Annotated in this window: 20 protein-coding genes; 13 read left to right on the top strand and 7 right to left on the bottom strand. The window is 63.3% G+C overall.

What is annotated here, in order from left to right; translation table 11 throughout:
• Positions 1–11: 11 nt before the first annotated feature.
• From murA to V1289_RS19690, 4 genes are all read left to right on the top strand, one after another.
• Positions 12–1,304, top strand: coding sequence for a UDP-N-acetylglucosamine 1-carboxyvinyltransferase (gene murA / locus V1289_RS19675; protein WP_334398424.1), 1,293 nt, complete (start codon positions 12–14; stop codon positions 1,302–1,304).
• A 132-nt stretch (positions 1,305–1,436) separates the two neighbouring features.
• Complete coding sequence (locus V1289_RS19680; RefSeq protein WP_334398425.1) at positions 1,437–2,372, top strand: DUF429 domain-containing protein; 936 nt, start codon at positions 1,437–1,439, stop codon at positions 2,370–2,372.
• Positions 2,373–2,411: 39 nt separating this feature from the next.
• A complete protein-coding gene (locus V1289_RS19685) occupies positions 2,412–3,815 on the top strand; it encodes an MATE family efflux transporter (protein ID WP_334398426.1) in 1,404 nt (467 codons plus the stop codon).
• The gene (locus V1289_RS19690; RefSeq protein WP_334398427.1) at positions 3,812–4,291 is read left to right on the top strand and encodes a DUF2867 domain-containing protein; all 480 of its coding nucleotides are present in this window, start codon (positions 3,812–3,814) and stop codon (positions 4,289–4,291) included. The genes V1289_RS19685 and V1289_RS19690 overlap by 4 nt, the downstream gene beginning before the upstream one ends.
• Here the strand turns inward: V1289_RS19690 and V1289_RS19695 are convergent, their stop codons facing one another.
• Positions 4,292–5,410: an FUSC family protein gene (locus V1289_RS19695; RefSeq protein WP_442896031.1), complete on the bottom strand. Its 1,119-nt coding sequence runs from the start codon at positions 5,408–5,410 to the stop codon at positions 4,292–4,294.
• A gap of 132 nt (positions 5,411–5,542) precedes the next feature.
• Between V1289_RS19695 and V1289_RS19700 the strand changes: the two genes are divergently transcribed.
• Positions 5,543–6,913 carry an MmgE/PrpD family protein gene (locus tag V1289_RS19700; protein WP_334398428.1) on the top strand — a complete coding sequence of 457 codons (1,371 nt, stop codon included), beginning with the start codon at positions 5,543–5,545 and terminating at the stop codon, positions 6,911–6,913.
• Between the two features lie 22 nt (positions 6,914–6,935).
• Here V1289_RS19700 and V1289_RS19705 read toward each other — a convergent pair whose 3' ends face one another.
• The 4 genes from V1289_RS19705 to V1289_RS19720 form a co-directional block, all read right to left on the bottom strand.
• Positions 6,936–7,226, bottom strand: a complete 291-nt coding sequence (locus V1289_RS19705) for a DUF1330 domain-containing protein (RefSeq protein ID WP_334398429.1) — start codon at positions 7,224–7,226, stop codon at positions 6,936–6,938.
• Positions 7,227–7,358: 132 nt separating this feature from the next.
• Entirely contained in the window at positions 7,359–8,828 is a 1,470-nt protein-coding gene (locus V1289_RS19710) for a serine hydrolase domain-containing protein (RefSeq protein ID WP_334398430.1), read from the bottom strand.
• 149 nt (positions 8,829–8,977) lie between these two features.
• Positions 8,978–10,051 carry an AraC family transcriptional regulator gene (locus V1289_RS19715; protein WP_334398431.1) on the bottom strand — a complete coding sequence of 358 codons (1,074 nt, stop codon included), beginning with the start codon at positions 10,049–10,051 and terminating at the stop codon, positions 8,978–8,980.
• A gap of 63 nt (positions 10,052–10,114) precedes the next feature.
• Positions 10,115–10,696, bottom strand: a complete 582-nt coding sequence (locus V1289_RS19720; protein WP_334398432.1) for a GNAT family N-acetyltransferase — start codon at positions 10,694–10,696, stop codon at positions 10,115–10,117.
• 224 nt (positions 10,697–10,920) lie between these two features.
• On the opposite strand from V1289_RS19720, the gene V1289_RS19725 reads away from it, so the two are divergent.
• From V1289_RS19725 to V1289_RS19750, 6 genes are all read left to right on the top strand, one after another.
• Positions 10,921–11,838: a pirin family protein gene (locus tag V1289_RS19725; RefSeq protein WP_334398433.1), complete on the top strand. Its 918-nt coding sequence runs from the start codon at positions 10,921–10,923 to the stop codon at positions 11,836–11,838.
• Between the two features lie 75 nt (positions 11,839–11,913).
• Positions 11,914–12,828 (top strand): phosphoribosylaminoimidazolesuccinocarboxamide synthase, encoded by a 915-nt coding sequence (locus V1289_RS19730; protein WP_334398434.1) that lies wholly within the window; start codon positions 11,914–11,916, stop codon positions 12,826–12,828.
• Between the two features lie 170 nt (positions 12,829–12,998).
• On the top strand, positions 12,999–13,250 hold the full coding sequence (locus tag V1289_RS19735) for a hypothetical protein (protein WP_309180755.1): 252 nt from the start codon (positions 12,999–13,001) through the stop codon (positions 13,248–13,250).
• 177 nt (positions 13,251–13,427) lie between these two features.
• Entirely contained in the window at positions 13,428–14,234 is an 807-nt protein-coding gene (locus tag V1289_RS19740) for a crotonase/enoyl-CoA hydratase family protein (protein ID WP_334398435.1), read from the top strand.
• 106 nt (positions 14,235–14,340) lie between these two features.
• Entirely contained in the window at positions 14,341–16,539 is a 2,199-nt protein-coding gene (locus V1289_RS19745) for an SLC26A/SulP transporter family protein (RefSeq protein WP_334398436.1), read from the top strand.
• Positions 16,540–16,596: 57 nt separating this feature from the next.
• Positions 16,597–17,655 carry an alpha/beta fold hydrolase gene (locus V1289_RS19750; protein WP_334398437.1) on the top strand — a complete coding sequence of 353 codons (1,059 nt, stop codon included), beginning with the start codon at positions 16,597–16,599 and terminating at the stop codon, positions 17,653–17,655.
• A 12-nt stretch (positions 17,656–17,667) separates the two neighbouring features.
• Here the strand turns inward: V1289_RS19750 and V1289_RS19755 are convergent, their stop codons facing one another.
• Positions 17,668–19,164: an NAD-dependent succinate-semialdehyde dehydrogenase gene (locus tag V1289_RS19755; RefSeq protein ID WP_334398438.1), complete on the bottom strand. Its 1,497-nt coding sequence runs from the start codon at positions 19,162–19,164 to the stop codon at positions 17,668–17,670.
• 222 nt (positions 19,165–19,386) lie between these two features.
• Entirely contained in the window at positions 19,387–19,707 is a 321-nt protein-coding gene (locus V1289_RS19760) for a hypothetical protein (RefSeq protein ID WP_334398439.1), read from the bottom strand.
• 343 nt (positions 19,708–20,050) lie between these two features.
• Here V1289_RS19760 and V1289_RS19765 point away from each other — a divergent pair, with 343 nt between their 5' ends.
• A complete protein-coding gene (locus V1289_RS19765; protein ID WP_334398440.1) occupies positions 20,051–21,244 on the top strand; it encodes a serine hydrolase domain-containing protein in 1,194 nt (397 codons plus the stop codon).
• A 120-nt stretch (positions 21,245–21,364) separates the two neighbouring features.
• Positions 21,365–23,059: an AMP-binding protein gene (locus tag V1289_RS19770; protein ID WP_334398441.1), complete on the top strand. Its 1,695-nt coding sequence runs from the start codon at positions 21,365–21,367 to the stop codon at positions 23,057–23,059.
• Positions 23,060–23,163 lie beyond the last annotated feature (104 nt).

Genomic DNA, 23,163 nt, shown 5'->3' on the forward strand with positions numbered 1-23,163 from the left:
AGGACGCGCCCGTGCCGCCCATTCAATACATTGTTGAAGGCGGCCACCGGCTCGCGGGCACGATCGAGCCGTCCGGCAACAAGAATTCCGCGTTGCCGATCATCGCGGCGTCCCTGCTGACCGAACACCCGGTCACGCTGGAAAACGTTCCGCGCATTCGCGACACCGAAACCCTGGTCGAGCTGGTCCGCTCGGTCGGCGCATCTGCCGAATGGCAACAGCGCAACACGCTCGTCATTCACGCCAAAGACATCCGCGCCGCCGATCTCGATCCGGAACTGTGCGCGCGGATCCGCGCCTCGATCCTGCTGGCCGGACCGCTGTTGGCCCGCTGTGGCGAGGTGGCGCTGCCGCCGCCCGGCGGCGACGTCATCGGCCGGCGGCGGCTCGATACGCATTTCCTGGCCTTCGAGCAGTTAGGCGCCACCGTCACCGCGACCCACCGTCTGGAATTCCGCGCCTCGCGGCTGAAGGGCGCCGACGTTTTCCTCGACGAGCCCAGCGTCACCGCGACCGAAAATGCGCTGGTCGCAGCCGTTGGCGCCCACGGCACCACCTATTTGCGCAATGCCGCGTCCGAGCCGCATGTGCAGGACCTCGCGCACTTCCTGGTCGCCCTCGGCGCCAGGATCGAAGGCATCGGCACCAACACCATCGTGATCCATGGACCGGCGACGCTTGGCGGCGCGCGCTACGCGATCCAGCCCGACCACATCGAGGTCGGCTCGCTGATCGGGCTTGCCGCGGTGACAAGGTCGCCGCTTCGGATCGCGCGCGCCGGCGTCGAGCATTTGCGCTCGATCCGGATGGGCTTTGAGCGGCTCGGCATCGTCTGCGGCGTCGAAGGCGACGACCTCGTCGTGCCGTCCGGCCAGGCCATGAAGATCCACGACGATTTCGGCGGCCATGTGCCAAAGCTCGAGGACCAGCCCTGGCCGGCCTTCCCGGCCGATCTGATGTCGATCGCGATCGTCACTGCGACCCAATGCGACGGCGTGATCCTGATGTTCGAGAAGATGTTCGAGTCGCGGATGTTCTTTGTCGACAAGCTGATTTCGATGGGCGCCCGGATCGTGCTGTGCGACCCGCACCGGGCAATCGTGGCCGGGCCTAGCCGGCTGCGCGGCGCGCCGATGACATCCCCCGACATCCGCGCCGGCATGGCCATGCTGCTGGCCGCCGTCGCCGCGGAAGGCACCTCGACGATCAACAATGCCGACCAGATCGAACGCGGCTATGAGCGCATCGAGGAGCGGCTCAACGCGCTCGGCGCGAAGATCACCCGGGTGCCGGAACGGACCTGACGCGGAAAAGACGATCAGGTTCGTGCGTTGCCTCGCGAGACCAACAACATCTTATTTGTGATGCAGAGCGAACCGCGAATGTATCCAGGACAGCTCACAGCGCCGAAGTCGATGTGTGAGGCATGAGGTCAGATGAGTACCCGTCTGGCCTTTGATCGGCTCGTTCATTCGGACTGGAGTATTTCACCGAATAAGCGCTGGACGGCGGTCGCCCTCCGTTCGAGAGACGGTTGGCTGGTAGACAGCCTAGGACAGACGCCGGCCGTAAACGAATTTCTAGATTTCCTCTTCGATCGGGGAAGGAAAACGTTGGCGGGCTTCGACTTTCCAATCGGTTTGCCATCATTCTATTTGAAAAAGACAGGATTGGAATATTACCAGCTTCTTTCCGACCCGGCTTCTCACCCGGCTCGACTCTTCTTCACGGCTGCAGAGACTCTGTCCGACATATCTCCAGCTCAACCGTTCTATCGAAGACATCCTCGCGGTGGACGTCATGCCGATCTGCTCCGTGCTCTGAAGTGCAAGACCTTCAGCGAACTGCTACGAGAATGCGACAAAAAAACAAAAATCCGATCGAGAGCAGAATCGATCTTCTGGACGGTAGGCCCAAAACAGGTGGGCAAAGCAGCGCTTTCCGGCTGGCGGGAAGTATTGATACCGGCACTCGAGCGCCAAGCCCGTCTCTGGCCATTCGATGGTCCGCTGTCATCGCTTGATTCGAATATCTTGACGGTCGCAGAAACCTATCCCGGCGAAGCTTACCAGCACATTGGTATGAGGCGCACGGTCAAGAAGCGCTCCCAAGATGGGCGGAGGGCTGGCGGCGAGGCAATGTTGGCCTGGTCGTTCAGGCACAGAGTGACGTTTTTGCCGATAATCGAGCAGTCCATACTGCATGGTTTTGGCGAACGGGAAGACGGCGAGGACCCATTCGACGCCGTTGCTGGGCTTTGCGGAATGATCGAAGTCTCCGACGGGCGCCGGGCGGAGGCGCCTGGTTCGATGACGTTCTCAAAAAATTGCGAAGGTTGGATTTTGGGCCAGATTGACGTCCCCACCGCTTGACTTCCATTGTTTCGCCTTACGCAATGCTAGTCTCGTTCCATGGCCGTTTCCGAAAAAGTAGACCTATCATCGATCACGCCGCACCCGGCGGCGTTGGCATCCGGCCATCATCTCGGCCTCGAGCTTGGCGAGACGCTCAAGCTCGCGGTGCCGCTCGCGCTGACGCAGCTCGGGCAGATCGCGATGATGACCACCGATATCGCGTTTATCGGGCGGCTCGGTAGCGAGGCGCTCGCCGCGGCATCGCTGGCGCATACCGTGTTCTTCGTCAGCTTTACCTTTGGCATGGGACTGGTGTCGGCGGTGGCGCCGCTGGCCGCGCAAGCGTTCGGCGCGCGCGATCCGCGCATGGTGCGACGGGCGCTTCGGGTCGGCCTGTGGGCCGCGCTGCTGATTGCCCTGCCGCTGATGGCGTTGCCGTTTCGCGGCGAGCAGATCCTGCTCGCGCTCGGTCAGGCCCCGATGGCTGCCCATCTCGCCCAGCAATATCTGTTCGGCCTCGCCTGGGGCGTCCTGCCGGCGCTGTGGTTCATCGCGATCCGCGGCTTCATGAGCGCGGTCAACCGGCCGGAGCCGATCCTGTGGATCACGTTGGCGGCGATCCCGGCCAATGCGCTGCTGGTCTATCTGCTCCTTTACGGCGCGTTGGGCTTGCCGCAGCTCGGGCTGTTTGGCGCCGGCCTTGCGACCTCGATCGTCAATCTCGGAACGTTCCTCGCAGTGCTGTGGTTCACCGCCCGCCGCCGCCCGTTCCGGAAATATCACGTGCTGGGGCGCATCTGGCGCATCGACTGGCACCTGATGCGGCAACTCGTCCGCGTCGGCGCGCCGATCTCGCTCTCGTTCCTGCTGGAATACGGCCTGTTCGGCGCCGCCGGCCTGTTGATGGGACTGATCAGCACGACGGCGCTCGCGGCGCATCAGATCGCGCTGCAGATCGCGGCCATCCTGTTCATGGTGCCGTTCGGGATCGCAATGGCGGCCACCGTGCGGGTCGGTCACGCCGTTGGGCGCGGTGACGCACCGGCGGTCAAGCGCGCCGGATTTGTCGCGACCGGTCTCGGCATCGTCTTCATGTCCGCGATGACGCTTGCCGTGATCCTCGGACGCTTTGCGATTGCCGCGATTTTCCTCGGCGAAACCACGGATGCCACCGCCGAACTCACCGCAACGCTGTTGCTGGTCGGATCGACGTTCTTTATCGCCGACGGCATCCAGACCGTCGTCGCCGGATCGCTGCGCGGCATGAACGACACGCGGATACCGCTGTTGTTCGCCACCGTCAGCTACTGGCTGATCGGATTTACATGCGCCTGCTTGCTCGGTTTCCGGACGCCATTGGGCGCGGTCGGCGTCTGGATCGGGCTGTCGTGCGGAACCGCGGTATATGCCGTTCTTCTGGTCTTGCGTTTCCGGCTGCTGGCGAACAGGCTCGCGCGATGAAAGTCTGCGAGATCAAACCCGAGACCGACACCGATACGCTGCTGCCCGGCGCGCAGTTCGTCGATGCCTTCCGCCTTGAAACAGACGGTCACGCGCTGGATGCGCGCCACGCCGCGGAGCGCATGCTCGCGCGTCAGCCGCGATGGGCCGAAGCCTTGTTGACCCTGCGCAATATTCTCGTCACGCCGTTTGGCCTCAAGACATCAGGCGCCAGCAAGACCGCGCCCCGCGAAATGATCGGGATATTTCCGGTTCTGAGCGCGACCCCGGACCGGCTGGTCGCCGGCTTCAACGACACGCATCTGGATTTTCGCATCGTCGTGGATGTGGCGGCCTCCGGTGCCTCCACCCAGAACGTCACCGCGACCACGCTGGTGCTGACGCATAACCGGCTCGGCCGGACCTATCTGGCGATCATCCTGCCGTTTCACCGCCTGATCGTCCCCACCCTGCTGCGACAGGTTGCCGGCGCCTAACTAGCTCTTCGCGTCGGCCGGTTTCGTGGCCGCCGCCTCGCACCAGTCGGCATGGCAGCGGCTGAGATCGTTCAAATTCTGCCGCATCTGCTCCAGCGAAAAACCGAGCGCGAAAAATCGCTCGGCCGCATCCACCGGCAGGCCGCGGATCAAGCCATCGCTCCGCAACGCGGCGACTTCGGTCGCATAGGCCTGCAAGGCCGCGTCGACCGGCTGGATTTCCGCGGAGCCGGCGCCGCTTCGCAACGACACCGCAACCGACTGCATATAGCTGACGATCGCGTTGCTGACCTCGGACAGCGGTCGTGCCAGCCGGGCCTGCACGTTCGCCGGCAACGGCACCACGCTGGCGCGCCCGACCATCACGACGTCGTGGCGCAGCCGCTGGATGGTCCGCAGCAATGGGCCGGTGTCCGGGCCCGACGACAAATGCGCTGAGCGCTCGCGCTCGGCTTCGGCGCCGGTCGCGTTCAGGCCAGTCACCGCCACGCCGATGCCGTCCTGGATGCGGTGCAGGGCGTCGTTGTCGAGACCGCGCGTCAGGCCAGCCAGCAATTCGGCGAATGCGGCGGCCAGCAGCTCGAGCAAGCGCGCCGCGTTGGCGCGGATCTGGTTGACGGCGCGCGACGGCAGCACCAGGAACGAAACCACCAATCCCGTGACCGCGCCGACGCTGACCTCCATGACGCGATCAATCGCGGAATCCAGTGGATTGCCGTGATGCATGGTCGGGAGCAGCAGCACGATCACGGCCGTAACGGTGGCGGAGTTGAGGCTGGGGTTGAGGGAGGCGATGAAGGCCAGCGGCGTCACCGCCAGTACCAGCAGCGCCAGCAGACTGCCCTCGCCGGAATGCGGGATCAGCACCGCGATGGCGCCGCCATAGATCGCGCCGCCGATGGTGCCGAGCATATAGTCGCGGGTCGCCTTCAGCGACCGGCCGACGCTCATCTGGGTCACGATCAGGGACGTCAGCACCGCCCATAGCGGCAGCAACAGATGCAACGCGACCGCGATCGCGTAGGCGGCGACGGCCGCCGCGGCAATCCTGACCGCGAGCGCCAATTGCGTCTTCCGGGCCCAGAACCGGCCGAATATGCGTTTTGAGAAGGTCATCATGCGTCGCGTTCCGGAATCGGCAGACTGTACCCGTAATAGACGGCTTTGAGCATAGCTGATGCCCGCCCCCCGGAGGCGGCTTGAAACGCGAAATCAGCCCGCCTACCCTGCGCGGCAAAACGAGGAAACACGATGGCCAACGAAACCGCAACGCTCGCAGCTTATGTCGCCGACCTGAAATTCGAGGATATTCCGCCGGAGGTACTCGAGCGCGCCAAAGTGCTGACGCTCGACTTCCTCGGCAGCGCGATCCGGGCCCGGCGCGACGCGGAATCGACGCCCTCCCTGCTCAAAATGCTGGAATCGCTGGCGCTGGATGGCAAGGGCCACTCCACCGTGTTCGGCGATGCCAAGACCTGGACCCCGGCGGTAGCCGCACTCCTTAATGGCGCGCTCGGCCATTCGCTTGACTTCGACGACACGCATGCGGATTCTTCGCTGCATCCGAGCGCGCCCGTGGTGCCGGCGGCGTTTGCGGTCGGCGAGATGGTCGGTGCATCCGGTCGCGACGTGCTCACCGCCATCGTGGCCGGCTATGAAGTGTGCTGCCGGCTCGGCAACGCGCTCGACCCCACTTCGCATTACGCGCGCGGCTTTCACCCGACCGCGACTGCGGGCACCTATGGCGCCGCTGCGGCGGCGGCAAAGCTGTTCGGGCTGTCGAAGGACCAGATCATCGCAGCCTTCGGCGTCTCCGGCAGCCAGGCCGCGGGATCGCTGCAATTTTTGGTCAACGGCGCCTGGAACAAGCGCTACCAGGTCGGCGCGGCCGCGATGAATGGCGTGATCGCAGCCACCCTGGCGCGCAACGATTTTGTCGGCTCGACCGAATCGGTCGAGGGCAAGCATGGGCTTCTTGTCGGCTACAGCGACGATGCGCATCCGGACAAGGCGATCGCCGGACTCGGCAAGATCTACGAGACCCTGAAGATCGGCGTAAAGCCCTATCCGAGCTGCCGCTATACCCATGCAGCCCTGGACGCGCTGATCGCGATGCGCCGGGAGCACAATCTGACGCCGGACCAGATCAGGCGGGTCGAGATCGGCCTGCACCGCAACGGCATCACGCTGACCGGCGATGCCGCCACCAAGCGGCATCCGACGTCGATCGTTGGCGGGCAATTTTCGATGTTCTTCACCGGCGCGCTGGCGCTCGACCAGGGTCGCTTCGGCTGGGACGATTACGAGCGGCTCGGCGATGCCGCGGTCAATGCGCTGGCCGACAAGTTCGACGTGGTGCAGGACGACCGCCTCGAGATCGGCCGCACCCATCCCTTTGGCGCGCGCGTCTCAATCACGACCGATGATGGCGTCCACGAGCGGCTCTATGCCGATCCATCCGGCGAGCCGAATTCATTCCCGGACGCACAGGCGATGCAGCAGAAGTTTTTGACGCTCGCCCGTCCCGTGCTCAACGGCCGCGCCGATCAGCTTGCGGACGCGATTCTCTCACTTGAAAGATTTGATCGCGTCGAGCAAGCCACGCAGTTGGGCCGGCAATAAACCTTGGCCATACGGCCCTGCATCATGCGGCGCCGTCGATGATGATGAGATCGGCGTCCGAGTATTTATTGCGGATCGCGACCGCCCGCTGATACTCCGGGCTCTGATAGCAGGCCGTCGCGGTGGCCCTGTCCTTGAACTCGATGACGAAATTACGCTCCCGCTCGGTTCCTTCCATCACCTCATAGGCGCCGCCCCGCACGATGAAATTGGCGCCGAATTTCTCGAACACCGGTATCGCAACTGCCAGATATTCGGGATAGTGCTCGGGATCGTGGACCGAGACGTGCACGATCCAATAGGCTTTCGGCATCATTTCCTCCGGCAGAAGACGTTCGCAAATATGCGGGGATGGCGCCGCGCATCGATCGATGGCGGCGCGGCATCCAACCGTCGCCGGCCGAATAGTTCAATTCACATTGTCGCGTCCTGGCTGTGGCAAATGTCACTCGTTTGGAGGACGCGACGCCAAAACGGGCGGCGCATCGCTGCCTGCCAGCCTGGCCTTGCCGCCGGTTGCCGCAACGACATCGCTGACAAGCCCGAACACGCCATCGACCTCCGGCGGCCAGTTGGGCGAGCGGCCGAGGCGGACGATCACCAGCCGTTCCGAGGGAACGATGACGACATATTGCCCGATGGTCCCTTTGGCGAAGAACGCATCGCGCGGCATGCCGTGTTCGATCCGGTAATTGGCGCCAAAGCTGTCGCCGAGGTTGGTCCAAAAGCCCGCGCCATATCCGACCCAGGCGTTCGGCGTCGCCGAGGCCGAATACTTCACCCATCCCTCGGGGAGGATGCGCTTGCCGCCGACCACGCCGTCATTGAGATAAAGCATGCCGAACCGCACCCAGTCGCGCGCCGTCGCCAGCATCTGGCTCGATCCTTCCGGATTACCGGAAGCATCGAATTCGAGCGTCACGTTGCGCATGCCGAGCGGTGCGAACAATTCCTGCCGCGCGAACCGGATCACGTCAGACGCATGGCCGCCGGCCGCATTGCGAATCAGGTGCGAGAGAATGATGAAGTTGCCGTCATTGTAATTCCACGTGCTGCCGGGCGGTGTCGCTAGCCCGACGCTTTCGACGTAAGCCGCCATGTCGGATTCCATGAATTTCATGCGATTGACCGGCTCGAAGGCGGCGCCCAACGAGGCCTCCAGCGAGCTGCCGATCGCAAGACCTGCGGTGTGGCGCAGCAGATGATCGACCGTGATCGCGTGCCTGGGATCGCCGGCGCCCTGCCACGCCGCGATCGGCACCGGCTGATCGAGCGTAAGAGCGCCCTTGCGCACCAGAATGCCCGTCAGCGCCGAGATCACCGACTTGGTCGCGGAGAAGCCGAGCAGTGGCGTCTCGATGCCGTAGCCTTCGGCATAGCGCTCGGCCACGACGTGGCCGTCCTTGACCACGACCACCGCCCGCGTGCGGCGGAACGGCGGGCTTGAAGGCTCGGCGAAAGCGCGATCCAGCGCTGCGGCCAGTTGGGGGTTGGCCGGCGTGGCGACGCCAGGTCCCGCGATGTCGGGCAACAACGCCGGCATCGGCTTGCTTTCAGCCGCCGGCGGCGAAATATCCGCGACCGCGCCACCGTGGTCGAGATAACAGCCCATGCCCTCGCGATAGACGGCATGACTGCGGCCAAGGCCGAGCAGCGACACCGTGACATCCTTGCGCGTTCGATCGACGCTATAATTGAGTGCCCAGGAGATCAGGCCGGTGCCCGGCATCGCCGCCGTCGTCTCCGAGAAAATTCTTTGCGGATCCTGTCCGGAAACAAAGGTTTCCGAACAGATGATGTTGGCGACGAAACCCGTGGCGACCTTTGGCACGTCGCGGGCCCGCGCAGCCGTCAGCGCCAGCGCGCTGAGGGCCGTGGTCGTCGTGAGAATGAGAAGCAGATTTCGTCGGGTCACATTGGCCTCCGGCATGACGCATGAGCGCGTGCCGGCCATGATGGCGAACAATCCGATCACCGCTCGCCGGATTTGGAAATCAGAGTAGCCGGAACCTGGAAGGGCCTCGCCGATTCCGAAATCTTGATCAAATTACAACGACTTACCGATCAAGCCGCGGTCGCGTTCAGGCGGCGGTATTCGGTCGGCGTGACCCCCGTGGTCGCCTTGAACGCCCGGTTGAACGGACCCAGCGACTGGAACCCGGCATCCATCGCAATGGTGATAACGGGGACTTCGGCCTGGGTCGGGTCGGCCAGTGCCGCCTTGGCCTCCTCGATCCGGTGATTGTTGAGGAAGACGTTGAAGTTGCGGTAGCCGAGCCGCTGGTTGATCAGCCGCCGCAATCTGTATTCGGGTATTTTGAGCCGGGTCGCCAGCGTGCCGATGGTGACGTTGTCGTGGCGATAGATGCGCTCGTCGGCCATCAGCCGCATCAGTGCGTCGACCAGTTTTTGGTCGTTTGAATGCTCAAATGCGGCCGATGGGTTCGGAACATCCGGCGCTGCGGCAATCTCGGCCGCGACCGGAAACACATCGGCGCCGTCCACGCGCATCATCAACCATGAAATCGTGGCGACGATGGCGGCCAAAACGGCTGAATTCACCGTGTTGGCGACGCCGGCCGCTTCGCCACCGGACAGCAACATCTGCAGAATGGCGTTGACACCGCCGTACAGCGCGGCCGCGACGACGATGAACACCCGGATGCGGCGGCGGCCCTCGACCAGATCTGATGACCACGAAGCGATGGTTTGCACGACCGCAAGCGCAATAAAACCGAGCGCCAGCAGGTTGATCGCAATGATGGATATCCGCAGATTGCCGCCGGGCACCGGCGCGATCCACAGGCAATTGACCAAGCTGAACGCGGCCACCGCCGCCCATACCAGCCCATGCCACGCGCGCAATTTGAAGGCATCGTCGAACAGCGCGCGGGTGAACAGCCAGAACACCACCACATTGCCGGTCGACAGCGCGATCAACGGCGCATGCAAGATAGACACCGGCGACGCGGCGCCGATCGAATAGCTCACGGCGTGCGCCGCCGAGCCCAGCGCAAAGGCCGCAGCCAATCGTCCGGCAAGGACGGTCCCGAAGCCGCGAAACAGCGACGCCGCCAGCACCAGCAGCAGCGCCACGGTTCCGGCGCGCAGTGCGATATCGACAGTGGGAAGCAGCATCGAGTGAACCCGGTCCGCGCGGTTATCGGCGCATCATGGTTTTAGTGCAGATCGCCGGCCCGTTCAATTTTGGCGGACCTGGCCTTTCCAGGTATTGCGGTGCGTCACCCAGACGTCAGCGACATGGCCGAACAAATCGAACTCGCCATCCTTGCTGGCGCCGAGCCGACGCGCTACGCCCTGTGACGCGGTGTTTTCGCGGTCGATACAATGAATGATCCGGTCGATGTCGAAGGTCGCGAATGCCCAATCGATCGACGCCCGCGCCGCTTCCACCGCAAAACCCTTGCCGCGAAATTCCGTGGCGATGCCCCAGCCGACCTCGAAGCCGGGCCAACCCGGCGGAAACCACGGCCCGACCCTCCCGACAAATTTTCCGCTCGATTTTTCCTCGACCACGAACATGCCCACGCCGTGCAGCACCCAGTGCCCGGCCATGATGGCGGCATTGCGCCATCCGTTGAGCACGCTTGTAACGGGCTTGCCGTCCACGGTAATGAACCGCGCGGTGCCGGGATCGGCCAGCATCGCCGTGTTGGGCGCGACATCGTCACCGCGCCATTGCCGCAGCAGCAAGCGTTCGGTCTCGATGACCGGGCCGTTGGGCTGCAACAGCCTGGCACCCGGCTTCAATGGAGGAATCATCGTTTCCTGCCTTTATTTTCTGCAACTATTCTTATGTGTATTTGCTTACCGCCGTCATTGCGAGGAGCGCAAGCGACGAAGCAATCCATTCTTTCCTTGCGCGGCTAGATGGATTGCTTCGCTTTGCTCGCAATGACGTCGAGGTGTTCGTTGCAAGACCCACACACGGCTTTCGCGGGACGACGGATGGAGTATGATCGCGACAAAACCAAAGGAGTCCCCCCATGAGCTGGCAACCCTCCAACGACCCCGTGCTCGGCGATGCCAAATCCTGCGACGCGCTCGATCTCGTCATCGTGCCGCGCACCCGCGATCTCGGCGACGGATTTGAGGTCCGCCGCGCGCTGCCGCATGGCAAGCGGCAGATGGTCGGACCCTTCATCTTCTTCGATCATTTCGGGCCGATGCAGTTTTTGGCCGGCAAGGGCATGGACGTCCGCCCGCATCCGCATATTGGCCTCGCCACCGTGACCTATCTGTTCGACGGCAGCATCATGCACCGCGACAGCGAGGGCAACATCCAGGAGATCCAGCCCGGCGCCATGAATCTGATGACCGCCGGCCGCGGCATCGCCCATTCCGAGCGCACGCCCGACGTACAGCGCCGTGACGGCCAGAAGATGCTGGGCCTGCAAAGCTGGATCGCGCTGCCGGCAGGATCGGAGGAAGTCGCGCCGTCGTTTCAGCATTACGCGGCCGGCGATCTGCCGATGATCGCGGAACGGGGCTTTACGGCGCGCGTGATCGCCGGCCAGTCGTTCGGCATATCCTCACCGGTTACGATGGTATCGCCATGGTTCTATGCCGAGGTGAGCGCTGAACAGGGCACCAGCGTGCCGCTCGATCCCGACCATGAAGAGCGCGCGATCTATCTGGTCGACGGCGAGGTCGAGATTGCGAACGAGCGCTATGAAGGCCCGCGCCTCTTGGTCTTCCGGCCCGGCGACCGCATCACGGTGAAGGCAATCAAGCCGGTCCGGATGATGTTCCTCGGCGGCGACGCGCTGGAAGGCCCGCGCCATATCTGGTGGAATTTCGTCTCCTCCAGCAAGGAGCGGATCGAACAGGCCAAACAGGACTGGAAAACCGGCCGTTTCGCCCATGTTCCCAACGAACATGAGTTCATTCCGCTGCCGGAGTGAGCTATCTCCTCCGCTATCCCCTTCCCTGCGCTCGCGCCTCTCGCGCGAGCGCATCGCCTTTGAAAGCCTGACCGAATGAATGCGATGCTCGCCAGCGATTTGCCCTTGCCACGGATCGGCCGCGGCAAGGTCCGCGATATCTACGCCGTCGGCGACGATCGCGTGCTGCTGTTGACCACCGACCGCATCAGCGCGTTCGACGTCGTGATGGCCGAGACCATCCCGATGAAGGGCGCGGTGCTGACCCAGATCAGCGCCTGGTGGTTCCGGCAACTCGAAAGCGTGGTGCCGCATCACATGATCAGCGCCGACGCCGACGAGATCATCGCGCAGGTGCCCGCACTGAAAGCCCATCGCGCCGATATCCTTGGGCGCGCGATGCTGTGCCGGCGCACAGAAGTGTTCCCGATCGAATGCGTGATCCGCGGTTATATTTCCGGCTCGGCGTGGAAGGAATACGCGCGACACGGCACGTTGGCCGGAGAGAAGCTGGCGCCGGGCCTCGTCGAAAGCGCCAAGCTCGAGCCCGCGATCTTCAGCCCGGCGACCAAGGCCGAGACCGGCCATGACGAGAACATCACGGTGGCGCGGGTCCGTGAGATCCTGGGCGACGAGGTCGCCCACACGCTGGAGAGCATGGCGCGCGCGGTCTATAATTTCGGCGAAAAGATCACCCGCGACCGTAGCATCATCATCGCCGATACCAAGTTCGAATTCGGCCGCGACGGCAGTGGCCGCATCATCCTGATCGACGAGGTGATGACCCCCGACAGTTCGCGGTTCTGGGCGGTCGACGTCTACAAGCCCGGCCAGCCGCAGCCGAGTTTCGACAAGCAGCCGCTGCGCGATTATCTCGACGCGGAGCGCCGCGCCGGCCGCTGGAACGGCGACGCCCCGCCGCCACCGCTGCCGGCCAGCGTGGTGGAGGCGACCAGCAAGCGCTATCTCGAAGCGTATCGGCGGGTGACGGGCGCTGAACTCAAGGTCTGACGCCAGCGCAATCGATTCGCTCTCATCGGAGTTCCTATCCGGCGTGCGATCACATCCAAAAAACAGGCAATCTAGCTGAATATCCATTCAAGAAAGTTCCGATGTAGTTCCAGGAACGTGGCGATTGCTCACACGTTTTCTCCCTGCGCAACAACGATAGGAGAAGCGATATGAAGAAGCTTTCTTGCGTTCTGGCCACGTTAGCGACCATCGCAGTTGCGGCGCCTACCGTCGCGAGCGCGCAGGGTTTCAGCTTCCGCGTCGGCAGCGACCGAGACTATTACTATCGCGACCGTGATGACTACTATCGCGGCCCTCGCGTTGGATTCTACGAACATGATCGCGGTTGGCATCGCGGCTGGTACAACCATGATGGCGACCGAACGATAATCATCAAACGTCACCGTCATTGGGACGACTAATGAAGAATGGCCCCCTTAACGGGGCCATCCTTTTGAGTGCCGGGCCGAGGACGCTCGCCGGAAATTCCGGGGCTGATCTTGTCGATGGCATTGAATAACAGGGAACGCTAGGCTCGCCTCATAAGAGCTTGTCCATCTGACAACCACGGACAACCAATAAAATGGAGGACGCCTGACATGACCGAGACCGATGCCGTACTCGTCGAACGCGATGGGCCGGTGACCATCGTTTCCATCAACCGTCCGCATTGCCGCAACGCCGTCGACGGCGCCACCGCACGAAAGCTGTACGACATTTTTCGCGCCTTCGATGCCGACGAGGAAGCCTCGGTGGCGGTGTTCACCGGCACCGGTGGCTATTTCTGCGCCGGCGCCGATCTCAAGGCCGTCGCCTCCGGCGATCCTAACAAGAAACGCGAGGTCGGCGGCCACGATTCGATCGCGCCGATGGGCCCGAGCCGCCTGCGGCTGTCAAAACCCGTGATCGCGGCGGTCGAAGGTTTTGCGGTCGCCGGCGGCATGGAGCTCGCACTGTGGGCGGACATGCGGGTGGTCGCCGAGGACGCCACTTTCGGCATCTTCTGCCGCCGGTTCGGCGTGCCCCTGATCGATCTCGGCACCATCCGGCTGCCGCGGCTGATCGGCCATTCCCAGGCGATCGACCTGATCCTGACCGGGCGTCCGGTCGGCGGCGCGGAAGCGTTACGCATGGGCCTGGCCAATCGCCTGGTGCCGAAAGGCGAAGCCCGCGCGCATGCGATCGCGCTGGCAAAGGATATCGCGCGCTTCCCGCAGACCTGCCTGCGCGCCGACCGGCTGTCGGCGCTGCGGCAATGGGACCTCGAAGAGGAGGAGGCGATCGCCAATGAGATGCGCGGTGGGTTCAAGGTCATCGCCTCGGGCGAGACGCTGTCCGGCGCGACGCGCTTTGCCTCCGGCGCAGGCCGCCATGGCGCGTTCGGCGGCGAGGCAGGGAATGGTTGACGGGGCATTTGCGCCGACGCCACCCCGGGGAGTTCTGCTGTTATAAAAATCTTGTTGGCGCCCTGCTCGGCAGTCGTCTACGACTGACAGCGGAAGCAAGGGGCAAATGGTCAATCAATTCGTTAATTTCGGTCCGCGGGCACGCCGTGCACTTAACAATGTTCTCGGCGGCAGCGCCGCGAGCGTTCTGAGCATTACATTCGGCCTTTCCTACGCACTGCTGATCTTCGCCGGGCCGCTGGCGCCGTATCTTTCCTATGGCGTCGCCGCCACGTTCATTTCGTCGGCCGTGGTCGCCGCCGTGCTCGCGCTGGGCAGTTCCCTGCCCTTCGCGATCGGAGGTCCCGAGAGCTCCACGGCGGCGACCACCGGCATATTGGCCGCTTCACTGGTCGAGCGCATGGCGGCGACCGATCCCTCGGCGCCGCTGCTCGCACCTACCCTGATCACGCTCGGCTTTTCCACCATGGCAACCGGCGTCGTGCTCTGCGGTTTCGGCGTGACGCGAATGGGTCGCGCCATCCGCTATGTCCCCTATCCCGTCGTCGGCGGATTTCTCGGCGCGACCGGGTTGTTGATCGTTCTGGGCGCCATCCGGGTGATCACCGGTCACCGGTTGCAATTCGGAACGCTCGACCGGTTCGCCAACATCACCACGTTGTCCGAATTGAGCGCCGCCTGCGCCATGGCGCTGATCCTGAATTTGACCTGGCATCGCTCGCGCCATTCGCTGGGGTTGCCGGTCATTCTGATCGGCGGCATGGTCGCGGCGCATCTCGCATTCTGGATCTTCGGCATCTCGCCTGAAGAGGCTCAAGCGTCGGGCTGGACCTTTCAGCCGCCACCGCCGACCCACTTCATGCTGCCGTGGAACGCCAGCGAAATCCGCCACTATCCCTGGTACGCAATACCGGACCTGATCGGCAATTTGATTGCCGTCATCTTCGTCACCGCCTCAAGCACGCTTTTCAACACCACCGGCATCGAAGTCGCCGTCCATCGCGAGGCCGATCTGGAGCGGGAACTGAACGTCACCGGCCTCGCCAATATCCTGGCCGGCGCATTGGCAGGCTATCCCGGCTGCATTTCCATCAGCCGCTCGATTCTCAATCTCGGCAGCGGCGGCACTGGCCGCCTCTCCGGCCTCACCGCCGCGGCCATTTCCGCGCTGATGCTGGCGGTCGCGCCCGATCTGCTCGGCTACATGCCTAAATTCGTTCTCGGCGGCCTCCTGATCTATCTGGGCACAGACCAGCTGCACAAATGGATCGTTGAGTCGCGGAAGCGGCTCTCAAAGACCGAATATGTGTCGCTGCTGGCGATCATCGTCATCATCGTGGGGTGGGGCTTCGTTCCCGGCGTGCTGATCGGCGTCGTGATCGGCTGCGCGACCTTCGCGCTGAGCGCAGCGCGGATCGAATCGATCAAATACAGCTTTGATGGCTCGGAATACCGCAGCTCGCTGGATCGCTCGCGCGGCGACCAGGAGGTGCTGCTGGCCCATGGCGGCAAGATCCAGGGCCTGAACCTGCAGAGCTATCTGTTCTTCGGTTCAGCCAACCGGCTCTATCAGCACGTCAAGACGCTGTTGCAGCGCTGTCCCGAATGCCGCTATCTCATCTTCGACTTCAAGCTCGTCACCGGCATCGATTCATCGGCCGCCTACAGTTTCGCACAGATCAAGCGCAGCGCGCACGACCTCGGTGTCAAGCTGGTGCTGGTGCATCTTTCCGCCGCGGCCGAGAAAGTCCTGCGGTCGAGCGAGTTCATCTCGAACGAGGTGAGTGTCATTCCCGAACTGGATCATGCCCTGGAATGGTGCGAGAACGAGCTCATTACCCAACATCAGGGGCTGGAACAGGAGGAAGCCAGCCTGCGCGACTGGTTCGCCCAGATTCTCGGCGACGAATATGACGCTGACGAACTGGTCCGCCGCTGCCATCGCATCGAGGTCGAGGCCGGTGAAATCATCGTTCGCGCCGGCGATGCCGCCGATTCCATGCACTTCATCCTGGACGGCCGCGTCGGCATCATGGTTCCGGCGGATGAGGCCCGCACCACACGGGTGCGAAGCCTCGGCCGCTACACCACGATCGGCGAAATGGGCCTGGTCTCGCAGGCGCCGCGCAGCGCCACGATCCAGGCCGAAGTCGCGAGCGTGCTCTACGTGCTGAACACCCATCAGTTCGAGGCGATCAAGGCCGCCGCCCCCGAACTCAGCCACAAGCTGCTGACCTATTTCGTCTCGGTCATGGCCGAGCGACTGACCTTCGCCAACCGCACCATCGCGGTGCTGCGGAGATAGGGCTTTGTATTTCGACCGCTGGCGTGCTGAGGTACTGCGTCCACCGGGGTCGAGAACATGACGGCACACATTTCGACGGCTGACGCCAAGGCTTTTACAATCAAGACCTTTGAGATCGAGAATTTTCGCCTGCAGAGCGGCACGGTCATGCCGGCCGTGACGATCGCCTACAAGACGCTCGGCCAGCTATCACCGCAGCGCGACAACGCGGTGCTGGTCACGCATGGCAACACCAGCGGCCCGCAGATGATCGATCCCGGCGGATCGACCGGCGAGGGAAGCTGGAACGAACTCGTCGGTCCCGGCAAGGCGGCCGATACCAACCGTTTCTTCGTCATTTGCCCGAACATGCTGGGGTCGTCCTACGGATCGACCAATGCGGCGAGCATCGATCCCAAGACGGGCACGCGGTACGGACCTCGATTTCCCGATATCACCGTCGGCGACATCGTCGCGACCCAGCGTCTGCTGGTCGATGACCTCGGCATCGAAAAACTGGTTGCGATCGTTGGCCCCTCCTATGGCGGATTCCAGGGCTTTCAATGGGCGGTCGACTATCCCGGCATGATGCGCGGGATCGCCGCTGTCGTTACGTCTCCGGCCGTGCCGCGCGAGCGCGCTGAAGGCAACGTAGCGCGCCTGCTCGCAACGCTGTCGCAGGATCCGAACTGGAACGGCGGCGACTATTACGATCATGGCGGGATGCTGGAGAGCATGATCCAGATCCGCTCTGCCACGCTGAAGACCTATGGCATCGAGACCCGGCTGCGCACCACGATGTCCGACCCCGAACGGATCGAAGCGGCGGTCCGCGCGGAAGCGAAGCGATGGGCTGAAAGCTTCGATGCCAATTCGTTGATCACCCTGGCCAGGGCGCTGCGCGGCTTCGACGTCACGGCGCAACTCGGCCAGATCAAATCGAAGGTCCTCTATGTCCTGTCCCGGACCGACAAACTGTTTCCACCCGAACTCGCGGCTTCCGTGATGCCGGCACTGAAGGCCGCCGGCGTCGATGCCGACTATTTCCTGCTCGACAGTGAGTACGGCCATTCGGCATCCGGCCTCGACGCCCACAAATGGGCGCCGCGGCTGCGTCAGTTCATGGAGAGCCTTTAGCCGCCTCCCGGCCTACACCCCCGCCATCATCACGTATTTGATCTCGACATATTCTTCCATGCCGTGATGCGAACCTTCGCGCCCAAGGCCTGATTCCTTGACGCCGCCGAAGGGTGCAACTTCGGTCGTGATCAGGCCGGTGTTGACGCCGACCATGCCCGATTCCAGCGCTTCCGCCACCCGCCAGACCCGGCCGAGATCGCGTGAATAGAAATACGAGGCCAGACCGAACGGCGAGTTGTTGCACATCGCAATCACATCGGCTTCGTCCTTGAAGCGGAACACCGGCGCCAGCGGCCCAAAGGTCTCTTCATGCGCGACCAAGGCGTCGGGCGCGACATTCGACAAAACCGTCGGCTCGAAGAAGCTGCCGCCGAGCGCATGGCGCTTGCCGCCGGTGACGATTTTGGCACCGCCTTTGACTGCGTCCGCGATGTGTTTTTCGACCTTGTCGATCGCATCCATGTTGATCAGTGGGCCCTGCACCACGCCTGCTTCGGTGCCGTCGCCGACCTTCATCGCCGCGACCTTCTTCGAAAGCTTTTCGACGAACTTGTCGTAGATCTTGTCCTGGGCATAGAGGCGGTTGGCGCAGACGCAGGTCTGGCCCATGTTGCGGTATTTCGAGACCATGGCGCCTTCGACCGCGGCATCGATATCGGCGTCGTCGAACACCACGAACGGCGCGTTGCCGCCGAGTTCGAGGCCGAGTTTCTTCACGCCGACCGCGGCCTGCTGATAGAGAATTTTCCCAACTTCGGTCGATCCGGTGAAGCCGACGAAGCGCACGGCGGGATGCTCGCACAACACTTTGCCGATCGCCGACGAATTGCCAGTCAGGATATTGAACACGCCCTTCGGTACGCCAGCCTTCTCGGCCAGCGCCACCAGCGCCAGCGCGGTCAGCGGCGTTTCATTGGCGGGCTTGAGCACTACGGTGCAGCCCGCGGCCAGCGCCGGCGACACTTTTCGGGTGATCATCGAGCACGGGAAATTCCACGGCGTGATCGCGCCGCAAACGCCGATCGGCTGCTTGATCGCCAGCAGGCGCGCATCGGCCCGCTGGGTCGGAATGGTTTCGCCATAGACGCGGCGGGCTTCTTCGGCGAAGAACTCGACATAGGCGCCGCCGATATCGACTTCGCCGAGCGCCTCCGCCAGCGGCTTGCCCTGCTCGGAGGTCAGGATCAGCGCGAGATCCTCGCGGTTCGCGATGATCAGGTCGAACCATTTGCGCAGGATGTTGGAACGCTGCTTGGCGGTAAGCTTGGCCCAGGCTGGAAACGCGCGCTCGGCGGCTTCGACGGCTTGCGTTGTCTCGGCCGTGCTCATGACCGGGATTTTCGCAAGCTCCACGCCGTTGACCGGATTGGTCACCGGCCGCGATGCCTTGCCGGTCCAGGCGCCGTCGATATAGCACTGCTCGCGCAGCAGCGAGGAATCCTTCAGGCGGTCGCGAAGCGAGGGTGTGGCGGGTTGCGAAGCGCGTGCGGCGACGGGCGGGGTCATGGCGTTACTCCTCGGATTTCTTGGCTATTGGACCCGAGTATAGGCCGAAGCCGCCCTCAATGCATCGGCCGCAAACGCGCGGCTGCTTCAAGCAATTTTGAGGACCAACGCTCGTCATTCCGGGATGGTCCGAAGGACCAGACCTCAGGTGCGCCATTGCGCACCGGGGAATCTCTAGATTCCGGGTTCGCACTTCGTGCGCCCCGGAATGACAGTCTCGGATCAGGCCGCGCCGCTCATATAGGTTTCGCGGCGGCCGATCATGCGTTCCGCGGCGGCCTTGGCGTCGGCCCGGGACGAGGTCGCGCAGGTGCGGTATTCAAGGTCCGGCAGGGAAGCGGGATCGCGGCGGCCGAACCACGACCTGGAACCGACCGTCAGCAGCGCCAGCGCCTGGGCAACGTTATCGACCGCCTCGAATGAATGCAGTGCGCCGGTACCGGCATAGCGTACTTCGTAAAGGCCAGGGCTGATCGGGGCTTCGATGTTCTCGCCGCGCCCGGCGCGGGGATATCGCCTCCATTCACTCCACGTCGAGATCATCACCGCTCCCTCGGAACTTCCAAAGTTACAACCATTTGAATCAAATCATTCAGCGCCCGCAGCGCCATTTTGGGCTGGAATCTGAATGTCTTACTCCAAAAATCGGCACCGCAAATCATAATGCGATCAATTTATCGTGGATGCTCGGACCGATCACCGACATTGCATTCCGTCCACCGCTAATTGTGGCGAAGTGTTGCAGTTGGGTTGCTTCTCTCCTTCGCGTTGCAGTGCCCATCACGAGATCGCGACATCGGCCGCGGCCACTTGCCCGCGCTTGCGGGACGCGACGGACGGGAGGAAGATTGACCCACTCCAAAAAATAAACCGGAGGCGACCCCCCATGCAAAGCAAAGCTCAGATCGATCAGGTTCTGCGTCAGAAAACCGACGCCAAGGAGATTCCCGGTGTCGTCGCGATCGCGGCGACGGGCAACGACATCATCTATCAGGGTGCGTTCGGCAAACGCGACCTGGCAAAAGACGATGCCATGACCGCCGATAGCGTGTTCTGGATCGCCTCCATGACCAAGGCCATCACCGCGGCGGCCGGCATGCAGCTAGTCGAGCAGGGCAAGCTGTCGCTGGACGAGCCGATCGGCAAGGTGCTGCCGGACCTCGCCGCCCCGCAGGTGCTGGAAGGTTTTGATGCCAGGGGTGAACCGAAACTGCGCGCGGCGAAGAAGCCGATCACGCTGCGCCATCTCATGACGCATACCGCCGGCTTCTGCTACAATTTGTGGAACGGCGACATGGCGGCTTACCTGGAGAAGACCGGCACGCCCGACATTACCAGTTGCAAGAACGCCGCGTTGAAAACTCCAATCATGTCCGATCCCGGCACGCGCTGGGAATACGGCACCAATATCGATTTCGTCGGCAAGGCGATCGAGGCGGTGAGCGGCAAGCGGCTCGACGCGTATTTGCGCGACCACCTGTTGGCGCCGCTCGGCATGACCGATACCGGCTTCAAGCTCGGCGATGCGCAACGCAAGCGCCTCGTCGGCATGCATCAACGCGGCGAGGATGGATCGCTGGCGCCGATCCCGTTCGAGCTCGAGCAGGATCCGGAATTCCACATGGGTGGCGGCGGCCTCTATGGCACCGCAGGCGACTACATCAAATTCACCCAGATGATCCTCAACAAGGGAAAAGGCAACGGCATCCAGGTACTGACGCCCGAGACGGTCGCGATGATGGGACAGAACCAGGTTGGCGAACTCAACATGACCAAAATGACCTCGGCGGTCGCGTGGGCGACCAACGATGTCGATCTCTATCCCGGCATGGAGAAAAAGTGGGGGCTCAGCTTCATGATCAATACCGCCAAGACGCCGGAGGGCCGCAACGCCGGCAGCCTCGCCTGGGCTGGGCTTGCCAACACCTACTTCTGGATCGACCCGTCGCGTAACGTCAGTGGCGTGATCCTGATGCAGCTGTTGCCGTTCGTGGACAGGAAATGCCTGGAAGCCTATGCGGGCTTCGAGCGTGGCGTCTATGCCGGGCTCGATGCCGGTAGCGGCCAGAAGGCGGCTTAGGCGCACGCACCTTCTTCCCGGCGCGGTCGAACGATCGCGCCGGGACATTGCCGATTGCCCGATTTTGCCGATAGTTTGCATTTCCCCCACCCACGCGCATCGACGCAGGGAGTCATTGCCTTGACAGAACTTGCGGAAAGCTATGTTTGCGGCATCGCCGATGCGCCGCTGCTCGGCGAGACCATCGGGCACAGCCTCGACCAGGCAGTGCGGCGCTGGGGGAAACGCGAGGCGCTGGTTTCGCCGAGCCACGGCGTTCGCTGGACATGGACGGAATTGGCCGAGCGGGTCGACGCGCTGGCCACCGGGTTTCTCGCGCTCGGCCTCGAGCGCGGCGCGCGGATCGGCGTCTGGTCGCTGAACCGGCCGGAATGGACGCTGACGCAATTTGCCGCCGCCAAGGCCGGGCTCATTCTCGTCACCATCAACCCCGCCTATCGCCTCAGCGAACTGGAATTCGCGCTCGCCAAGGTCGGATGCGCCGCGATCGTTACCGCGACCGCGTTCAAGACCTCCAACTACATGGAGATGCTGAACACGCTGCTGCCGGAGCTTGCGCAAGCGCCACCCGGCGATTTGCGCGCGGCGCGTTTGCCGCAACTGCGCGCGGTGATCCAGATCGGCGGTCCGGCTTGTCCGGGCACCATCGCGTTCGACGAAGTGACGCGCATGGGCGGCGCGCGCCACCGTGATACGCTGGCGGCATTGGCCAAAACCCTGCAGTTTGACGATCCCGTCAATATCCAGTTCACCAGCGGCACCACCGGATCGCCCAAGGGCGTCACGCTGACGCATCACAACATCCTCAACAACGGCTATTTCGTCGGCCGCGCGATGCGCCTGACCGAAACCGACCGCATCTGCATTCCGGTGCCGCTCTATCATTGCTTCGGCATGGTGATGGGCAATCTCGCCGCCGTTACCTCGGGCGCTGCCATGGTCTATCCCGGCGAAGGTTTTGATCCGCTGGTGACGCTGCAGACCATCGAGCGGGAAAAGTGCACCACGCTCTACGGCGTGCCGACGATGTTCATCGCCGAACTCGACCATCCCGACTTCGCCAAATTCAACCTGTCGTCGCTGCGCACCGGCATCATGGCCGGCGCCCCGTGCCCGATCGAGGTGATGCGGCGGGTCAACGAATCCATGAACATGCGCGAGGTGACGATCGCCTACGGCATGACCGAGACCAGCCCGGTCAGCTTTCAAAGCGCCACCGACGACCCGCTGGAGCGCCGGGTGTCCACGGTCGGCCGCATTCATCCCCATGTCGAGGTCAAGGTTGTCGATCTCGAAGGCCGCGTCGTGCCGCGCGGCGAGCGCGGCGAACTCTGCACCCGCGGCTACAGCGTCATGCTGGGCTATTGGGATGAGAAAGAAAAAACCGCCGACGTGCTCGACGCCAATGGCTGGATGCATACCGGCGACATCGCCGTGATCGACGCGGAGGGTTATTGCAACATCGTCGGCCGCATCAAGGACATGGTGATCCGCGGCGGCGAAAACCTCTACCCGCGCGAGATCGAGGAGTTTCTCTATCGTCATCCGAAAATCCAGGACGTGCAGATTTTCGGCGTCGCCGACGACCGCTACGGCGAGGAGCTCTGCGCCTGGATCCGGATACGCGCGGGCGAGACGCTGACGGCCGACGAGGTCCGCGCCTTCTGCCAGGGCCAGATCGCGCACAACAAGATCCCGCGCTATATCGAATTCGTCGACGAATTCCCGATGACCGTGACCGGCAAGATCCAGAAGTTCCTGATGCGCGACGCAGTCGAGGCCAAGCTTGGATTGAAGGCGGCGAAGACGGCGTAAGACGGTCGTCATACCCCGCGCATGCGGGGTATCCAGTACGCCGCGGCTTCTCGGTTCTATCACTGAGGCCTGGACCGTCATTGCGAGCGAAGCGAAACAATCCA

The organism is Bradyrhizobium sp. AZCC 2289, assembly GCF_036924615.1.
GTDB lineage: Bacteria > Pseudomonadota > Alphaproteobacteria > Rhizobiales > Xanthobacteraceae > Bradyrhizobium.